Source organism: Pseudomonas sp. FEMGT703P, assembly GCF_002786345.1.
Taxonomy (GTDB): domain Bacteria; phylum Pseudomonadota; class Gammaproteobacteria; order Pseudomonadales; family Pseudomonadaceae; genus Aquipseudomonas; species Aquipseudomonas peli.
Window position 1 is genome coordinate 220,149 of sequence record NZ_PGCM01000005.1, and the last position, 13,850, is coordinate 233,998.

At 62.7% G+C, this 13,850-nt stretch carries 16 protein-coding genes; 3 read left to right on the forward strand and 13 right to left on the reverse strand.

Annotated features, from left to right (window positions below):
- Window positions 1–24: 24 nt before the first annotated feature.
- The 3 genes from CUR33_RS04860 (at window position 25) to CUR33_RS04870 (ending at window position 2,349) form a co-directional block, all read left to right on the forward strand.
- Window positions 25–1,017, forward strand: a complete 993-nt coding sequence (locus CUR33_RS04860) for a type II secretion system F family protein (protein WP_289238862.1) — start codon at window positions 25–27, stop codon at window positions 1,015–1,017.
- A gap of 127 nt (window positions 1,018–1,144) precedes the next feature.
- Window positions 1,145–2,008: an isocitrate lyase/PEP mutase family protein gene (locus CUR33_RS04865; RefSeq protein ID WP_090249614.1), complete on the forward strand. Its 864-nt coding sequence runs from the start codon at window positions 1,145–1,147 to the stop codon at window positions 2,006–2,008.
- A 74-nt stretch (window positions 2,009–2,082) separates the two neighbouring features.
- Window positions 2,083–2,349: a DksA/TraR family C4-type zinc finger protein gene (locus CUR33_RS04870; RefSeq protein WP_160085639.1), complete on the forward strand. Its 267-nt coding sequence runs from the start codon at window positions 2,083–2,085 to the stop codon at window positions 2,347–2,349.
- Between the two features lie 147 nt (window positions 2,350–2,496).
- On the opposite strand, the gene CUR33_RS04875 is transcribed toward CUR33_RS04870, so the two are convergent.
- From CUR33_RS04875 to CUR33_RS04935, 13 genes are all read right to left on the reverse strand, one after another.
- Entirely contained in the window at window positions 2,497–2,997 is a 501-nt protein-coding gene (locus CUR33_RS04875; protein ID WP_289238863.1) for an REP-associated tyrosine transposase, read from the reverse strand.
- 161 nt (window positions 2,998–3,158) lie between these two features.
- Window positions 3,159–4,859 carry an urease subunit alpha gene (gene ureC / locus CUR33_RS04880; RefSeq protein ID WP_289238864.1) on the reverse strand — a complete coding sequence of 567 codons (1,701 nt, stop codon included), beginning with the start codon at window positions 4,857–4,859 and terminating at the stop codon, window positions 3,159–3,161.
- Between the two features lie 103 nt (window positions 4,860–4,962).
- Window positions 4,963–5,268: an urease subunit beta gene (locus tag CUR33_RS04885; RefSeq protein WP_090249604.1), complete on the reverse strand. Its 306-nt coding sequence runs from the start codon at window positions 5,266–5,268 to the stop codon at window positions 4,963–4,965.
- Window positions 5,269–5,275: 7 nt separating this feature from the next.
- The gene (locus tag CUR33_RS04890) at window positions 5,276–5,770 is read right to left on the reverse strand and encodes a GNAT family N-acetyltransferase (protein ID WP_289238865.1); all 495 of its coding nucleotides are present in this window, start codon (window positions 5,768–5,770) and stop codon (window positions 5,276–5,278) included.
- A 2-nt stretch (window positions 5,771–5,772) separates the two neighbouring features.
- Entirely contained in the window at window positions 5,773–6,075 is a 303-nt protein-coding gene (ureA, locus tag CUR33_RS04895; RefSeq protein ID WP_289238866.1) for an urease subunit gamma, read from the reverse strand.
- Window positions 6,075–6,908, reverse strand: a complete 834-nt coding sequence (locus CUR33_RS04900; protein ID WP_289238867.1) for an urease accessory protein UreD — start codon at window positions 6,906–6,908, stop codon at window positions 6,075–6,077. Before CUR33_RS04900 ends, ureA begins: the two co-directional genes overlap by 1 nt.
- Complete coding sequence (locus tag CUR33_RS04905) at window positions 6,905–7,318, reverse strand: hypothetical protein (RefSeq protein ID WP_289238868.1); 414 nt, start codon at window positions 7,316–7,318, stop codon at window positions 6,905–6,907. The genes CUR33_RS04900 and CUR33_RS04905 overlap by 4 nt, the downstream gene beginning before the upstream one ends.
- A gap of 63 nt (window positions 7,319–7,381) precedes the next feature.
- Window positions 7,382–8,080, reverse strand: coding sequence for an urea ABC transporter ATP-binding subunit UrtE (gene urtE / locus CUR33_RS04910; protein WP_090249594.1), 699 nt, complete (start codon window positions 8,078–8,080; stop codon window positions 7,382–7,384).
- A gap of 47 nt (window positions 8,081–8,127) precedes the next feature.
- The gene (gene urtD, locus CUR33_RS04915) at window positions 8,128–8,979 is read right to left on the reverse strand and encodes an urea ABC transporter ATP-binding protein UrtD (protein ID WP_289238869.1); all 852 of its coding nucleotides are present in this window, start codon (window positions 8,977–8,979) and stop codon (window positions 8,128–8,130) included.
- On the reverse strand, window positions 8,979–10,070 hold the full coding sequence (gene urtC, locus CUR33_RS04920) for an urea ABC transporter permease subunit UrtC (protein WP_289238870.1): 1,092 nt from the start codon (window positions 10,068–10,070) through the stop codon (window positions 8,979–8,981). The genes urtD and urtC overlap by 1 nt, the downstream gene beginning before the upstream one ends.
- Window positions 10,070–11,641 carry an urea ABC transporter permease subunit UrtB gene (gene urtB / locus CUR33_RS04925; RefSeq protein WP_289238871.1) on the reverse strand — a complete coding sequence of 524 codons (1,572 nt, stop codon included), beginning with the start codon at window positions 11,639–11,641 and terminating at the stop codon, window positions 10,070–10,072. The genes urtC and urtB overlap by 1 nt, the downstream gene beginning before the upstream one ends.
- 116 nt (window positions 11,642–11,757) lie before the next feature.
- A complete protein-coding gene (gene urtA, locus CUR33_RS04930) occupies window positions 11,758–13,023 on the reverse strand; it encodes an urea ABC transporter substrate-binding protein (RefSeq protein WP_160085629.1) in 1,266 nt (421 codons plus the stop codon).
- 95 nt (window positions 13,024–13,118) lie between these two features.
- Window positions 13,119–13,850: a GntR family transcriptional regulator gene (locus tag CUR33_RS04935; RefSeq protein WP_289238872.1), complete on the reverse strand. Its 732-nt coding sequence runs from the start codon at window positions 13,848–13,850 to the stop codon at window positions 13,119–13,121.

The following is a 13,850-nucleotide window of genomic DNA, read 5'->3' on the forward strand; positions in this document are numbered from 1 at the left end:
CCATTTACGTATCGAGCATTGTTAATGCCCCGTCCTGTTTCGCTGGATTTTTCAGTCCGTGCGCAGTTATTTGCCCACTTGGCCGCTATGGAAAAAGCTGGGGTGCCTGTGACGCAGGCATTGCTCAGCGTATCGCTACCGGGGAGCAGCAAGGCCGCGTTATCCAGCCTGCAGGCACAGATAGCCAGCGGCAGCGATATGGCCAGTGCCGGACTGCGCAGTGGCGTGTTCACCCCGCTGGACAGCACCCTACTGCGCGCCGCCCAGGCCAGCGGTTGTCTGGCTGCGGTTTATCAGCGACTGGCCGAGCGCTACAGCCACCGCGCGCAGCAGGGCGCGGCAGTAAAATCACGCTTGCTGTTGCCCGCAGCGGTGCTGGTGTTGGCGTTGTTTATCCAGCCGCTGCCTGCATTGGTCGGTGGCCAGCTGAGTATTGCCGGGTATCTGTGGGGCTTACTCTGGCCGATGCTGGCGCTGGGTACGCTCTATGCGCTGGGGCGTGGGCTTTATCGTCGGCGTGAGCGCGCGCCAGCGGCCGCGGCTTCGCCGCTCGATGCCCTGCTGGTGGGCGTACCAGTCTTTGGCACGGCGCTGCTGCGGCGTAATCTGCGGGACTTTTTCGAGAGCCTGGGGCTGATGCTGGAGGCCGGCATGCCCATGCTCGACGCCCTGCCCAAGGCCTGCGCGGTGATCCGCCATACGCCACTGCGCAAACGTTTCAGTAGTGTGCAGCTGGCTGTACAGCGTGGTCAGAGCCTGGCGCAGGCCCTGGCCAGTCTGGACTTCCCCGGCCATGGCTTGGCCCTTGGCCTTATTCGTACGGGGGAGGCCAGTGGCACCTTGCCAGCCAGCCTGCTCAACTACGCCGGGGTGGAAACACAGAAACTCGATAGCCTGACCGAACAGCTGGCGACCTGGTTGCCGCGTGCGCTGTATGCCGGGGTGATGCTGTGGATGGCCTATGGGCTGCTGACTGGCGCAGGCTTTGGGCCGCGCTTACCGGCAGAGTTAGGTTAGTGACACGGTGGACTGAAAGGAGGGTGCAAGGTTACTGGTCGACTATGTAGTTTTACTACATGACGGGTTTTGTAGTTTTGCTACATAATCACTCGCTCAGAATTGACCATGAACGATGGTGCACCCCATGCAAAGAGCCTCGCATCACGACCTTCGCGCACAATTTCGTGCGCTTCTTGCTTCGAATAGCTGCTATCACACCGCTTCTGTGTTTGATCCTATGGCCGCTCGAATTGCCGCTGACCTTGGCTTTGAGGTCGGCATTTTGGGCGGTTCTGTAGCTTCACTACAAGTTCTGGCCGCACCGGATTTCGCCCTGATCACCCTCAGCGAGTTTGTCGAGCAGGCCACGCGGATCGGCCGCGTCAGCCGCCTGCCGGTCATCGCCGATGCTGACCACGGCTATGGCAATGCGCTCAACGTAATGCGCACGGTGGTGGAACTGGAGCGCGCGGGGATTGCCGCGCTGACCATCGAAGACACTCTGCTGCCGGCGCAATTCGGCCGCAAATCCACCGACCTGATCAGCATCGACGAAGGTGTCGGCAAGATCCGTGCGGCCCTGGAAGCGCGGGTTGATCCGGACCTGGCGATCATCGCTCGCACCCATGCCGGCGTGCTGGATGTCAGCGAAGTGATTCGCCGTACCCAGGCCTATCAGGCGGCCGGCGCTGACGCCATCTGCTTGGTTGGGGTCGAGGATTTTGCTCACTTGGAGCAGATTGCTGCGCACCTCAGCGTTCCGTTGATGCTGGTGACTTACGGCAACCCGTCGTTGCGCGATAACGCGCGTCTGGCCAGCCTAGGTGTGCGCATCGTGGTCAACGGTCATGCCGCCTACTTCGCCGCGATCAAGGCCACTTACGACTGCCTGCGTGAGCAGCGTGGTGTTGATGCATGCGACCTCAACGCCACCGAGCTGACCCACAAATACACTCAGCCCGAGGACTACATTGTCTGGGCGCGCGAGTTTATGGAGGTCAAGGAGTAGGCCGACCGCGTGCGCTTGAGATTTGCCCGCAGGCGGCGCATATCTAGAGGCATAGACGGCGGAGGACAAGTGCGATGGCCGGTGGCTGGGCAAATGATGGTGCGGTACAGGAGCAGATCGACAGCAGCATCGAGGACGCCATTCAGCGCGCCCGCAGCCAGCTGCCGCGCGGCGAAAGCCTGAGCCATTGCGAGGAATGCGCCGCGGCCATTCCCGAGGCGCGGCGCAACGCCATCCCCGGCGTGCACCTGTGCGTGGCTTGCCAGACCGCGCATGACAAGGAACAGGCCCGATTCAGCGGCTATAACCGCCGGGGCAGTAAGGACAGCCAACTGCGTTGAGGGTGTAATGGCAGTTGTTGGGCTTCGCCGCTTCGCGGCTCAACCACAACCTACGGGTGGCTATGTAGGTTGTGGTTGAGCGCAGCGAAGCCCAACAGTTACTTGGCATGTCTCGTTGGGCTTTGTCGCTTCGCTCCTCAACCCAACCTACGGAGTTCCGCTCCAGTCTGCTGGCAGCAGGCCTTGGCGCACGTAGCGGTGAATGGATGAGTAGGGCCAGTCAGTTGGCTGCTTTGCATGGCCGTGCTTGACCGGGTTGTAGTGGATGTAGTCGATATGTCGCTGCAAATCCAACTCATCACGAATGTAATGTTCCCAGTAACGTCGCTGCCAGATGCCTCGCTCTCGTTTGAGGTGACGCGAAAGCGAAACGCACTCGCCTCGTCCTATCTGACGGCTGAAACCTGGTTTGGTCAGGGCCCATCGAGTCGGGTAATCCAGATCGCCTTCCGGTAGTTGCCATATGCAATGTAGATGGTCGGGCAACACCGCCATTGCCAGAATTTCGAATGGATGGCTGGTGCGAACGCGGCGAATGCTTTGGCGCAGTGGCTCGATGTGGTCGGTCAGTAATGTTTGGCTGCGATCAGCGAGCGTGACCGTAAAGAAGTAGGTGCCGCCCGGCACCCAGGCGCGTCGATAGCGCATATTCACCGTCCTTGGTGAGTGCAAGAGCTTCGAGTGTAGACCAGGGGCCTGGGTGTTGGGCTTCGCCGCTGCGCGGCTCAACCGCAACCTACGGGTGACTATGTAGGTTGCGGTTGAGCGCAGCGAAGCCCAACATCGGCAAGCTGCTCAGAATAGCTGCTTCAGAACAGGAAATAGCGCTGCGCCATTGGCAGTACATCCGCCGGCTCGCACCAGAGCAGCTGGCCATCAGCCTTGACCTGATAATTCTGCGGGTCGACTTCGATGGTCGGCAGGTAATCGTTGTGGATCAGGTCGGTCTTCTGCACCTCGCGGCAGCCTTTGACCACGCCGATCTTTTTCTTCAATCCCAGCTGCTCGGGTACACCGGCCTCGAACGCCGCTTGGCTGATAAAGGTGATGCTGGTGGCGTGGCGGCTGCCGCCGTAGCTGGCGAACATCGGCCGGTAGTGCACGGGTTGCGGCGTGGGGATCGAGGCATTGGCGTCGCCCATCAGACTGGCAGCAATCGCGCCGCCCTTGAGGATCAGCGTCGGTTTGACGCCGAAGAAGGCCGGGCGCCAGAGCACCAGATCCGCCCATTTGCCCATTTCGATGGAGCCCACTTCGTGGCTGATACCGTGGGTGATGGCCGGGTTGATGGTGTACTTGGCGATATAGCGTTTGACCCGGAAGTTGCTGTTGCCCGGGCCGTCGCCTTCCAGCGGGCCGCGTTGCTTATGCATCTTGTCGGCGGTCTGCCAGGTGCGGGTGATGACCTCGCCAACGCGGCCCATGGCCTGGCTGTCGGAGCTGATCATGCTGAACGCGCCGAGGTCATGCAGAATGTCTTCGGCGGCAATGGTCTCGCGGCGGATGCGGCTCTCGGCGAAGGCTACGTCCTCGGCGATACTTGGGTCGAGGTGATGGCAGACCATCAGCATGTCCAGGTGCTCGTCGATGGTGTTGCGGGTGAACGGCCGGGTCGGGTTGGTCGAGCTGGGCAGCACATTCGGGAAGCCGCAGGCTTTGATGATGTCCGGCGCATGGCCGCCGCCGGCACCCTCGGTATGGTAGGTGTGAATGGTGCGGCCTTTGAACGCGCCGAGGGTGGTTTCGACGAAGCCGGACTCGTTCAGCGTGTCGGTGTGGATCGCCACCTGCACGTCATACTGGTCAGCCACGCTCAGGCAGTTGTCGATGGCCGCCGGGGTGGTGCCCCAGTCTTCATGCAGTTTCAGGCCAATGGCGCCGGCCTTGACCTGCTCAATCAACGGCTCGGGCAGCGAGGCATTGCCCTTGCCGGTAAAGCCCAGGTTCATCGGGAAGGCGTCGGCGGCCTGGAGCATGCGCGCCATATGCCAGGGCCCTGAGGTGCAGGTAGTGGCGTTAGTGCCGGTGGCAGGTCCCGTGCCGCCACCGATCATGGTGGTGACGCCGCTCATCAGCGCCTCTTCGATCTGCTGCGGACAGATAAAGTGGATGTGGGTGTCGATGCCGCCGGCGGTGAGGATCATGCCTTCGCCGGCAATCACCTCGGTGCCGGCGCCGATGGCAATGGTCACGTCGGGTTGAATGTCCGGGTTACCGGCCTTGCCGATGGCGGCAATGCGTCCGTCCTTGAGGCCGACGTCGGCTTTGACAATGCCCCAGTGATCGATGATCAGCGCATTGGTGATCAGCGTGTCGACCACATCGGCGGCGCACAGCTGCCCCTGGCCCATACCATCGCGGATCACCTTGCCGCCGCCGAATTTCACTTCTTCACCGTAGGTGGTGAAGTCCTTCTCGACCTCGATCCACAGCTCGGTATCGGCCAGGCGCACCTTGTCGCCGACGGTGGGGCCGAACATATCGGCATAGGCTTGGCGGGAGATTTTCATGCTGTGGGTCCTGTCCGTAGGGTGGACAGCGCGAAGCTTGTCCACCGTGAGTCTGCTGGGGTGGAAAAGCCTTTGGCGTTTTCCACCCTACGAAAATCGTGGATTAGAGGTCGCCCATCACCCGACCGGCAAAACCGAATACGCGGCGATGGCCCGCCAGATCGACCAGTTCCACATCGCGGCTCTGCCCGGGCTCGAAGCGCACCGCAGTGCCGGCCGGAATATTCAGGCGCATACCGCGCGCGGCGCTGCGGTCAAAGGTCAGCGCGTCGTTGGTTTCGAAGAAGTGGTAGTGCGAGCCGACCTGGATGGGCCGGTCGCCGCTGTTGGCCACGCTCAGGCTGATCGTGCGACGGCCGGCATTAAGCTCGATTTCGCCGTCCTGAATCTGGTATTCGCCGGGGATCATCGCTGCTTCACTCCAGGGTCAATTGCATAAAGGTGAGGTCCAGCCAGCGGCCGAACTTGCGGCCGACCTGCGGCATCTGGCCGGTGGTAACGAAGCCAAGGCGCTCGTGCAGGCGGATCGAGGCGCTGTTGCCGCTCTCGATGGCAGCGACCATCACGTGCAGACCGGCCGCTTGCGCGCGTTCGATCAAGGCGTGCATCAGCAAGGGGCCTAGGCCCTGACCGCGTTGGTCGCTGCGCACATACACCGAGTGCTCAACGGTGTGACGAAAGCCTTCAATGGCACGCCAGGTGCCGTAGCTGGCATAGCCGAGCACCTCGCCCGCGTCGCTGTGGGCCACCAACACCGGAAAACCGGCCGCTGTGCGTTCATTCAGCCAAGCCTGGCGGTTGCCCAGGTCAACCAGGGTTTCGTTCCATATCGCCGTGGTCTGCTGCACGGCATCGTTGTAGATGGCCAGAATTGCAGGCAGGTCGGCGGCAGTAGCGTCGTGAATCATCATGCTTAAGCAATCGGCTGATGGACGGTGACCAACTTGGTGCCGTCAGGGAAGGTGGCTTCCACCTGAATCTCCGGAATCATCTCCGCGATGCCTTCCATCACCTGATCGCGGCTCAGCAGAGTGGTGCCGTAGTGCATCAACTCGGCCACGGTTTGGCCTTCGCGCGCGCCTTCGAGCAAGGCGGCGGAGATGTAGGCCATGGCTTCCGGGTAGTTGAGCTTGACGCCACGGGCTAGGCGCCGCTCGGCCACCAGGCCGGCGGTGAAGATCAGCAGTTTGTCTTTTTCTCTCGGTGTCAGGTCCATCAGGTACTCCAGATACGTGGGGGCACTGCGGTGCGGCCGAGCAGGGCCGGGCGCAACAGCTGCCAGAGGGCAATCAGCCAGGCGCGCGCGTGCAAGGCTTCGTCGGCCAGGCAGCGGGCCACCAGCAGGCCGGGTAATTGGGTCAGGTCGCCGCGCAGCGGTGTGCTCAGATTGCGGCAGTGCTCCAGCAGGTCGCTGTCGATTTCACCGCTGATCAGCAGGGTGGCGAACACCGGTTTGCCCGCCAGGCCGATGGGCGAGTCGAGTAGGCCATCGCCGCCGACCACGCGCTGGCGTTCGTGCCAGAGCAGCTGGTTGTCGCGACGGATATTCAGCTGCGCGTGGAAGTGGCCGGTATCGAAGCGTTCACCACTGGCCGGGCGGCCGAGGGCGACGATGTCCCAGTAGAGCAGCTTGGCATCGCCGAACAGGTCGATCTCGGTGGTCAGTTCCGCCTGAGCCGCAGCGTAGACGATGGTTTCCTGCGGCAGCCATTCCAGGGTGGCACCGGCTTCCACGCGCAGTTTCAGGCTCTGGTAAGCCAGGCCGGCGGCGCGGTACCACTTGGCTGCGCCGGGGCTGGTCAATTGCGCCCAGGCACCGCTGCCGACCGTGGCCGAAATGTCTAGACGATCACCGCCAGCGATGCCGCCGGGCGGGTGGACGATGATGTGTTGGCACACCTCGGGGCCTTCGGCGTACAGGTGCTTCTGCACCCGCAGCGGGCCTTTATGCCGGCGCAAGGTCGGCCGCGTGCAATCGCCATCGCGGCCATAGCCCAGCTCCAGTTCGGCGTGCCAGCTGGGCGTGAAGACGGCGGCGGGAGCGTTCATGCGCTCACCCGGTTGCGTTGACGCCAGGCGTGCACGGCGGAGTAAACACACAGCAGAACCAGCCCCAAGCTGACCACCAGCCACCATTGCAGGTGCATGCCGTAGTAGGGCGGGGCATGCAGCGTGCCTTGCAGCCAGAACAGCGCCAGACCTATGGCCAGCAGGCAGGCGCACAGCGCACGGCCCCAGGAGCGGCAGTAAGAGCGCGGACGCAGCAGCGCCAGCAACAGGCCGCATTCGGCCAAGGCGATGGCGCAGAAAATCAGCACCGGTTTCAGCGGGTAGGGCAGTTCGCTGCCGGCGGGCAGGGCGCGCAGCATCCAGTAGTCCGGCTGGCTGCCGGCCCAGATCAGCAGGGCGATACCCGTCAGTGCGGTGAGCGGGAGCAGAGCGTGACGCAGGGCAAACATCGGGGCCTCGAATCCGTGGGCGAAAGCCTGATTATGCGCAAAGTAAAGGGCCAGCGTCGCCATTCAGATTGCGACCAGTCCGCGCACGCCGTCGGCTTCCATGGTTTCGCCACGGCCCTGCTGGACGATTTCGCCACGGCTCATCACCAGGTACTGATCGGCCAGCTCGGCGGCAAAGTCATAGAACTGCTCGACCAGCAGGATGGCCATGTCACCGCGTTCGGCGAGCTTTTTGATGACCAAACCGATCTCCTTGATCACTGAGGGCTGGATGCCTTCGGTGGGTTCATCGAGGATCAGCAAGCGTGGCTTGCTCGCCAGCGCGCGGCCGATGGCCAGCTGTTGCTGCTGGCCGCCGGAAAGGTCGCCGCCGCGGCGTTGCTTCATTTCACGCAGCACTGGGAACAGCTCGTAGATAAATTCCGGTACCACTTTGGCGTCGCTGCCGGGAAAACGTGACAGGCCCATCAGCAGGTTTTCTTCCACGGTCAGGCGGCCGAAGATTTCCCGGCCCTGGGGCACGTAGGCAATGCCGGCGTGCACGCGCTGGTGCGGCTTGAAGGCGGTGATGGGCTGCCCTTCCCACTTCACCGCGCCTTCTTTTGCGGGGATCAGGCCCATCAGGCATTTCAGCAGGGTGGTCTTGCCCACGCCGTTACGGCCGAGCAGGCAGGTGACTTCGCCGACCTTCACGTCGAACGACAGGCCACGGAGGATATGGCTGCCGCCGTAGTACTGATGCAGTTGCTCAACTTGCAGCATGTTCAGGCTCTCAATTCTGTGGAGTTTGGAAGGTCGTGATCGTGGCGTTAGCGGCCCAGATAAACCTCAATCACTCGTTCATCGGCCTGTACCTGCTCCAGCGAGCCTTCGGCCAGTACGCTGCCCTGGTGCAGCACGGTGACGTGGTCGGCAATGCTGCCGACAAAGCCCATATCGTGCTCCACCACCATCAGCGAGTGCTTGCGCGCGAGCGACTTGAACAGCTCGGCGGTGAACTCGGTTTCGGCGTCGGTCATGCCCGCCACCGGCTCATCCAGCAGTAGCAATTGCGGGTCCTGTACCAGCAGCATGCCGATCTCGAGGAACTGCTTCTGTCCGTGCGACAGCAGGCCGGCCGGGCGCTGGCGCGAAGCGTCGAGCTTGATCGTCTGCAGCACGTCGTCGATGCGGTCTTTCTGCTCGCCAGTCAATTTGGCGCGCAGGCTGGCCCACACCGACTTGTTGGTTTTCTGCGCCAGCTCCAGGTTCTCGAACACGCTCAGCGCCTCGAACACCGTCGGCTTCTGGAACTTGCGGCCGATGCCGGACTGGGCGATTTCCACTTCACTCATCTGGGTCAGGTCGAGGGTTTCGCCGAAGTAAGCGACGCCGTTGTCCGGGCGGGTTTTGCCGGTGATCACGTCCATCATGGTGGTCTTGCCGGCGCCGTTGGGGCCGATGATGCAGCGCAGTTCACCGACGCCGATGTACAGCGTCAGGTTGGTCAGTGCCTTGAAACCATCGAAGCTGACGTTGATGTCTTCCAGGGTCAGGATGGTGCCGTGGCGCACGTTCAGACCCTTGCTGGCCAGGGCGCTGGCACCGATTGGGTCACGGCCGCTGCCGGACGGGTCATAGGCGGGTTCGAGCATAAATTCGGGTACCGGAGTGGCGCGCATCATTGCTCTCCCTTTTTACGCAGCAGGCCGATGACCCCTTTGGGTAAGAACAAGGTCACGACGATAAACAGGAAGCCCAGGGCGAACAGCCAATACTCGGGGAAGGCTACGGTAAACCAGCTCTTCATGCCGTTGACCAAACCGGCGCCGAGCAACGGGCCGATCAGCGTGCCGCGCCCGCCGAGGGCGACCCACACGGCCGCCTCGATGGAGTTGGTCGGCGACATTTCACTGGGGTTGATGATGCCCACCTGCGGAACATAGAGCGCGCCGGCCAGGCCGCACAACACGGCGCTGAGCACCCAGATAAACAGCTTGTAGCCGCGCGGGTCATAACCGCAGAACATCAGGCGGTTTTCCGCATCACGCAGCGCCGTCAGCACCCGGCCGAACTTGCTACGCGCAAGCCGCCAGCCCAGATACAAGCTGGCCACGAGTAGAACGACGGTGGCGAGGAACAGCACTGCGCGGGTATGAGCCGAGGTGATGTCGAAGCCGAGGATGGTGCGGAAGTTGGTAAAGCCGTTGTTGCCGCCAAAGCCGGTTTCATTACGGAAGAACAGCAGCATGCCGGCAAAGGTCAGCGCCTGGGTCATGATCGAGAAGTACACGCCTTTGATCCGCGAGCGGAAGGCGAAGAAGCCGAACACCAGCGCGAGCAAACCCGGCGCTAACACCACCAGGCACAGGGCCCAGAGGAAGTTGCTGGTGCCGTACCAGTACCAGGGCAACTCGGTCCAGGCGAGGAAGCTCATAAAGGCTGGCAGGCCGTCGCCGGCCGCTTCACGCATCAGGTACATGCCCATGGCGTAACCGCCGAGGGCGAAGAACAGGCCGTGGCCGAGTGACAGCAGGCCGGCGTAACCCCAGACCAGATCGAGCGCCAGGGCGACGATGCAGTAGCAGAGGATTTTGCCGACCAGGGTCAGGCTGTAGGCCGAGACATGCAGGGCGTTGTCCGCCGGCAGCAGGTGCAGCAGCGGCATGGCCAGCAGCACTGCGAGTACCAGCAGGCCGATGGCCATGGAGGCTTGCGGGCCGAGTTTGGCACTGGCGCGCGCCAGCAACGTTTGATTCATGGGCATAGTCATCAGTCGATCACCCGTCCTTTCAAAGCAAACAGACCTTGCGGGCGTTTCTGAATAAACAGAATGATCAGCGCGAGGATTAGGATCTTGCCGAGCACGGCACCGATCTGCGGTTCAAGAATCTTGTTGGCGATGCCCAGACCGAAGGCTGCCATCACACTGCCGGCGAGCTGGCCGACACCGCCGAGTACCACCACCAGGAACGAGTCGATGATGTAGCTCTGGCCCAGGTCGGGGCCGACGTTACCGATCTGGCTCAGGGCAACACCGCCGAGGCCGGCGATACCGGAGCCCAAACCGAACGCCAGCATGTCCACCCGGCCGGTCGGCACGCCGCAGCAGGCCGCCATATTGCGGTTCTGCGTCACGGCACGCACGTTAAGACCCAGGCGGGTCTTGTTCAGCAGCAGCCAGGTCAGCACCACCACGAACAGGGCGAAGCCGATGATTACGATGCGGTTGTACGGCAGCACCAGATTCGGCAACACCTGAATGCCGCCGGACAGCCAGTAGGGGTTGGCCACTTCAACGTTCTGCGCGCCGAAGATCACCCGCACCAGCTGGATCAGAATCAGGCTGATGCCCCAGGTGGCCAGCAGGGTTTCCAGCGGGCGACCGTAGAGGTGGCGAATCACCGTGCGTTCCAGCGCCATGCCGATGGCGGCGGTGACGAAGAACGCCACCGGCAGCGCCACCAGCGGGTAGAGCGCCAGGGCTTCCGGGGCGAAACGTTGGAACAGCACCTGCACCATGTAGGTGGAGTAGGCGCCGAGCATCAGCATCTCGCCGTGGGCCATGTTGATCACGCCGAGCAGGCCGAAGGTGATGGCCAGGCCGAGTGCGGCCAGCAGCAGAATCGAGCCGAGCGACAGGCCGCTAAACGCCTGGCCGAGCAGCTCGCCAATCAACAGTTTTCGTTTGACCTGGGCCAGGCTGGTTTCGGCGGCGGTGCGTACCGTCGGGTCACTTTCCACGGCCGGGTCGAGCAGGGTTTCCAGGCGGGTGCGAGCCAGCGGGTCGCCGGTTTCACCGAGCAGGCGCACGGCAGCCAGGCGCACGGCCAGGTCGCTGTCGACCAGCTGCAGGTTGGCCAGCGCCAGGGTCAGGGCGTCGCGCACCGCATCATCGGTTTCGCTGGCCACCTGGGCATTAAGCAGTTGCAGCTGCGCCGGCTTGGCGCTCTTCTGCAGTTGTTGGGCGGCGGCCAGGCGCAGCGCCGGGTCATCAACCAGCAGCTGGTGGCTGGCCACCGCAGTGGCGATCAGGCCGCGCAGGCGGTTGTTCAGGCGCAGCTTCTTTGGCGTGTCGAGGGGCTGTGCTTCACCTTCGGCGGCCTGGTAGTTGCCGGCGGTTTCGATAAAGGCGGTCTTGGCGCTGTCAGCAGCGACGCGGCCTTGTTGCAGGGCTTCGAGCAGCGGCAGGCGCGCGGCATCGGGCGCTGCGGACCAGTGTTCGAGCAGGCTGGCCTGCTTGGCCGGGTTGGCGGCGACGAAGTCCTGGGCGTCACCGGCGTGTGCGGCCAGGGGCAGCAGCAATAGCAGGCTCAGCAGAATTCGGGTAACGGCAGTGGGCATAGGGCAGTCCTTTGGGAGTACCAGCCGCCGCGTAGGCGCGGCGGCTGGTCAGCCTTGGCCCGGAGGCGATCCGGGCAGGGCGTTCCCGGATGTCATCCGGGCTTACTGGCAGGTACTTAGTTCGACTTGACCGCGTAATCCGGCTTCTTGTCGTTGCCTTCGATGAACGGGCTCCACGGTTGGGCGCGGACCGGGCTGCTGGTTTCCCAGACCACGGAGAACTGCCCGTCTTCCTGGATTTCACCGATCATCACTGGCTTGTGCAGGTGGTGGTTGGTCTTGTCCATGGTCAGGGTGTAGCCGCTTGGTGCAGCGAAGGTCTGGCCGTAGAGCGCCTCACGAACCTTGTCGACCTCGGTGGTGCCGGCTTTCTCGACCGCTTGCGCCCACATATTGATGCCGACATAGGTGGCTTCCATTGGGTCGTTGGTCACGGCCTTGTCGGCGCCTGGCAGGTTCTTGGCTTTGGCGTAGGCCTTCCACTTGTTGACGAACTCGGTGTTGACCGGGTTTTCCACCGACTGGAAGTAGTTCCACGCGGCCAGGTGGCCGACCAGTGGCTTGGTGTCGATGCCACGCAGTTCTTCTTCACCCACGGAGAAGGCCACCACCGGCACGTCGGTGGCTTCCAGGCCCTGGTTGGCCAGTTCCTTGTAGAACGGCACGTTGGAGTCGCCGTTGACGGTGGAGATCACCGCAGTCTTGCCGCCGGCGGAGAACTTCTTGATGTTGGCGACGATGGTTTGATAGTCGCTGTGACCGAACGGGGTGTAGACCTCTTCGATGTCTTTCTCGGCCACGCCCTTGCTGATCAGGAAGGCGCGCAGGATCTTGTTGGTGGTGCGCGGGTAGACGTAGTCGGTGCCGAGCAGGAAGTAGCGCTTGGCCGCGCCGCCATCTTCGCTCATCAGGTACTCGACCGCCGGGATGGCCTGCTGGTTTGGCGCGGCGCCGGTGTAGAAGACGTTCGGCGACATCTCTTCGCCTTCGTATTGCACGGGGTAGAACAGCAGTCCGTTGAGTTCTTCAAATACCGGCAGCACGGATTTGCGCGACACGCTGGTCCAGCAGCCGAACACCACGTCGACCTTGTCCTGGGTCAGCAGTTGGCGGCCCTTCTCGGCGAATAGCGGCCAGTTCGAGGCCGGATCGACCACTACGGCTTCCAGTTGTTTGCCATTCACGCCACCCTTGGCGTTGATCTCGTCGATGGTCATCAACGCCATGTCTTTCAGCGAGGTTTCCGAAATGGCCATGGTGCCGGACAGCGAGTGCAGGATGCCGACTTTGATGGTCTCGGCGGCTTGCACGGTCCAGGTCATGCCCATGGCGGCGATGGACGCTGTGAGGGTAAAGGCCTTGATCAGGTTGCGACGTTGCATGGTGCGATCTCCATTCACGAACTTAAGTGTTTGAGCTGCTGGTTTTTAGTTGTTTGTCTGGCAGTTGAAACAGGACAGGGCCCTGGGTCTTCACTTCAGGTCTTCACCTCTGGTGCCGGCATGGTGCGCTGACGCGCGCTGTGCAGCATGTGCAGGGTGATCTTGCGCACTTCGGCCTTGCTGACCTCTATGTGGGTCTTGAGCAATAGCTGTGCCTCTTCGCATCGCCGCGACAAAATTGCCGCGAGAATTTCGCCATGCTCGTCATAAGTGGCCGCCACGCGCGGGCTCTGGGTGAAGTCCAAGCGCCTGATAATGCGGATTTTCTCGCTCACCTCGGCGTGCAGGCGGGCCATCTCGCGGTTGCCGGCGGCTTCCAGCAACTGGCAGTGAAATCGCTCATCCAGGCGCGAGACTTCGCGGCCGTCCTGTAAACGCTGCTCGGGTTGCACCAGCCAGGTGCGCTGCAGTTGCACCAGTGCGTCGCTGTGCTCGTCTTGGGGGCGTTCGCACAACCGCCGCACGGCTTCCAGTTCGAGGACGATGCGTACTTCATACAGCTCCTCGAAATGCGCGAAGTCGAACGGCATCACCTGCCAGCCACTGCGGAAATACACCTGCAGGTAGCCCTCGCGCTGCAGGCGGTATAGCGCCTGGCGCACCGGGGTGCGGCTGGCGGCCACACGCTCGGCGATCTCGCCTTCGGAGAAGCGATCACCGGGCAGCAGGCGGAACTCGAAGATGTCGTCCTTGAGCTGCAGGTAGATGCGCTCGGCGAGGTTGTCCGGGCGTTCCTTACTGCTGCTGGCGGCGCCGCTCAGTTGCAT

Excerpts from the sequence above, each read along its gene's own strand:
- CUR33_RS04860 (WP_289238862.1), top strand. The coding sequence starts at position 25 with ATGCCCCGTCCTGTTTCGCTGGATTTTTCAGTCCGTGCGCAGTTATTT.
- CUR33_RS04865 (WP_090249614.1), top strand. The coding sequence starts at position 1,145 with ATGCAAAGAGCCTCGCATCACGACCTTCGCGCACAATTTCGTGCGCTT.
- CUR33_RS04870 (WP_160085639.1), top strand. The coding sequence starts at position 2,083 with ATGGCCGGTGGCTGGGCAAATGATGGTGCGGTACAGGAGCAGATCGAC.
- CUR33_RS04875 (WP_289238863.1), bottom strand. The coding sequence starts at position 2,997 with ATGCGCTATCGACGCGCCTGGGTGCCGGGCGGCACCTACTTCTTTACG.
- ureC (WP_289238864.1), bottom strand. The coding sequence starts at position 4,859 with ATGAAAATCTCCCGCCAAGCCTATGCCGATATGTTCGGCCCCACCGTC.
- CUR33_RS04885 (WP_090249604.1), bottom strand. The coding sequence starts at position 5,268 with ATGATCCCCGGCGAATACCAGATTCAGGACGGCGAAATCGAGCTTAAT.
- CUR33_RS04890 (WP_289238865.1), bottom strand. The coding sequence starts at position 5,770 with ATGATGATTCACGACGCTACTGCCGCCGACCTGCCTGCAATTCTGGCC.
- ureA (WP_289238866.1), bottom strand. The coding sequence starts at position 6,075 with ATGGACCTGACACCGAGAGAAAAAGACAAACTGCTGATCTTCACCGCC.
- CUR33_RS04900 (WP_289238867.1), bottom strand. The coding sequence starts at position 6,908 with ATGAACGCTCCCGCCGCCGTCTTCACGCCCAGCTGGCACGCCGAACTG.
- CUR33_RS04905 (WP_289238868.1), bottom strand. The coding sequence starts at position 7,318 with ATGTTTGCCCTGCGTCACGCTCTGCTCCCGCTCACCGCACTGACGGGT.
- urtE (WP_090249594.1), bottom strand. The coding sequence starts at position 8,080 with ATGCTGCAAGTTGAGCAACTGCATCAGTACTACGGCGGCAGCCATATC.
- urtD (WP_289238869.1), bottom strand. The coding sequence starts at position 8,979 with ATGCGCGCCACTCCGGTACCCGAATTTATGCTCGAACCCGCCTATGAC.
- urtC (WP_289238870.1), bottom strand. The coding sequence starts at position 10,070 with ATGACTATGCCCATGAATCAAACGTTGCTGGCGCGCGCCAGTGCCAAA.
- urtB (WP_289238871.1), bottom strand. The coding sequence starts at position 11,641 with ATGCCCACTGCCGTTACCCGAATTCTGCTGAGCCTGCTATTGCTGCTG.
- urtA (WP_160085629.1), bottom strand. The coding sequence starts at position 13,023 with ATGCAACGTCGCAACCTGATCAAGGCCTTTACCCTCACAGCGTCCATC.
- CUR33_RS04935 (WP_289238872.1), bottom strand. The coding sequence starts at position 13,850 with ATGCAACTGAGCGGCGCCGCCAGCAGCAGTAAGGAACGCCCGGACAAC.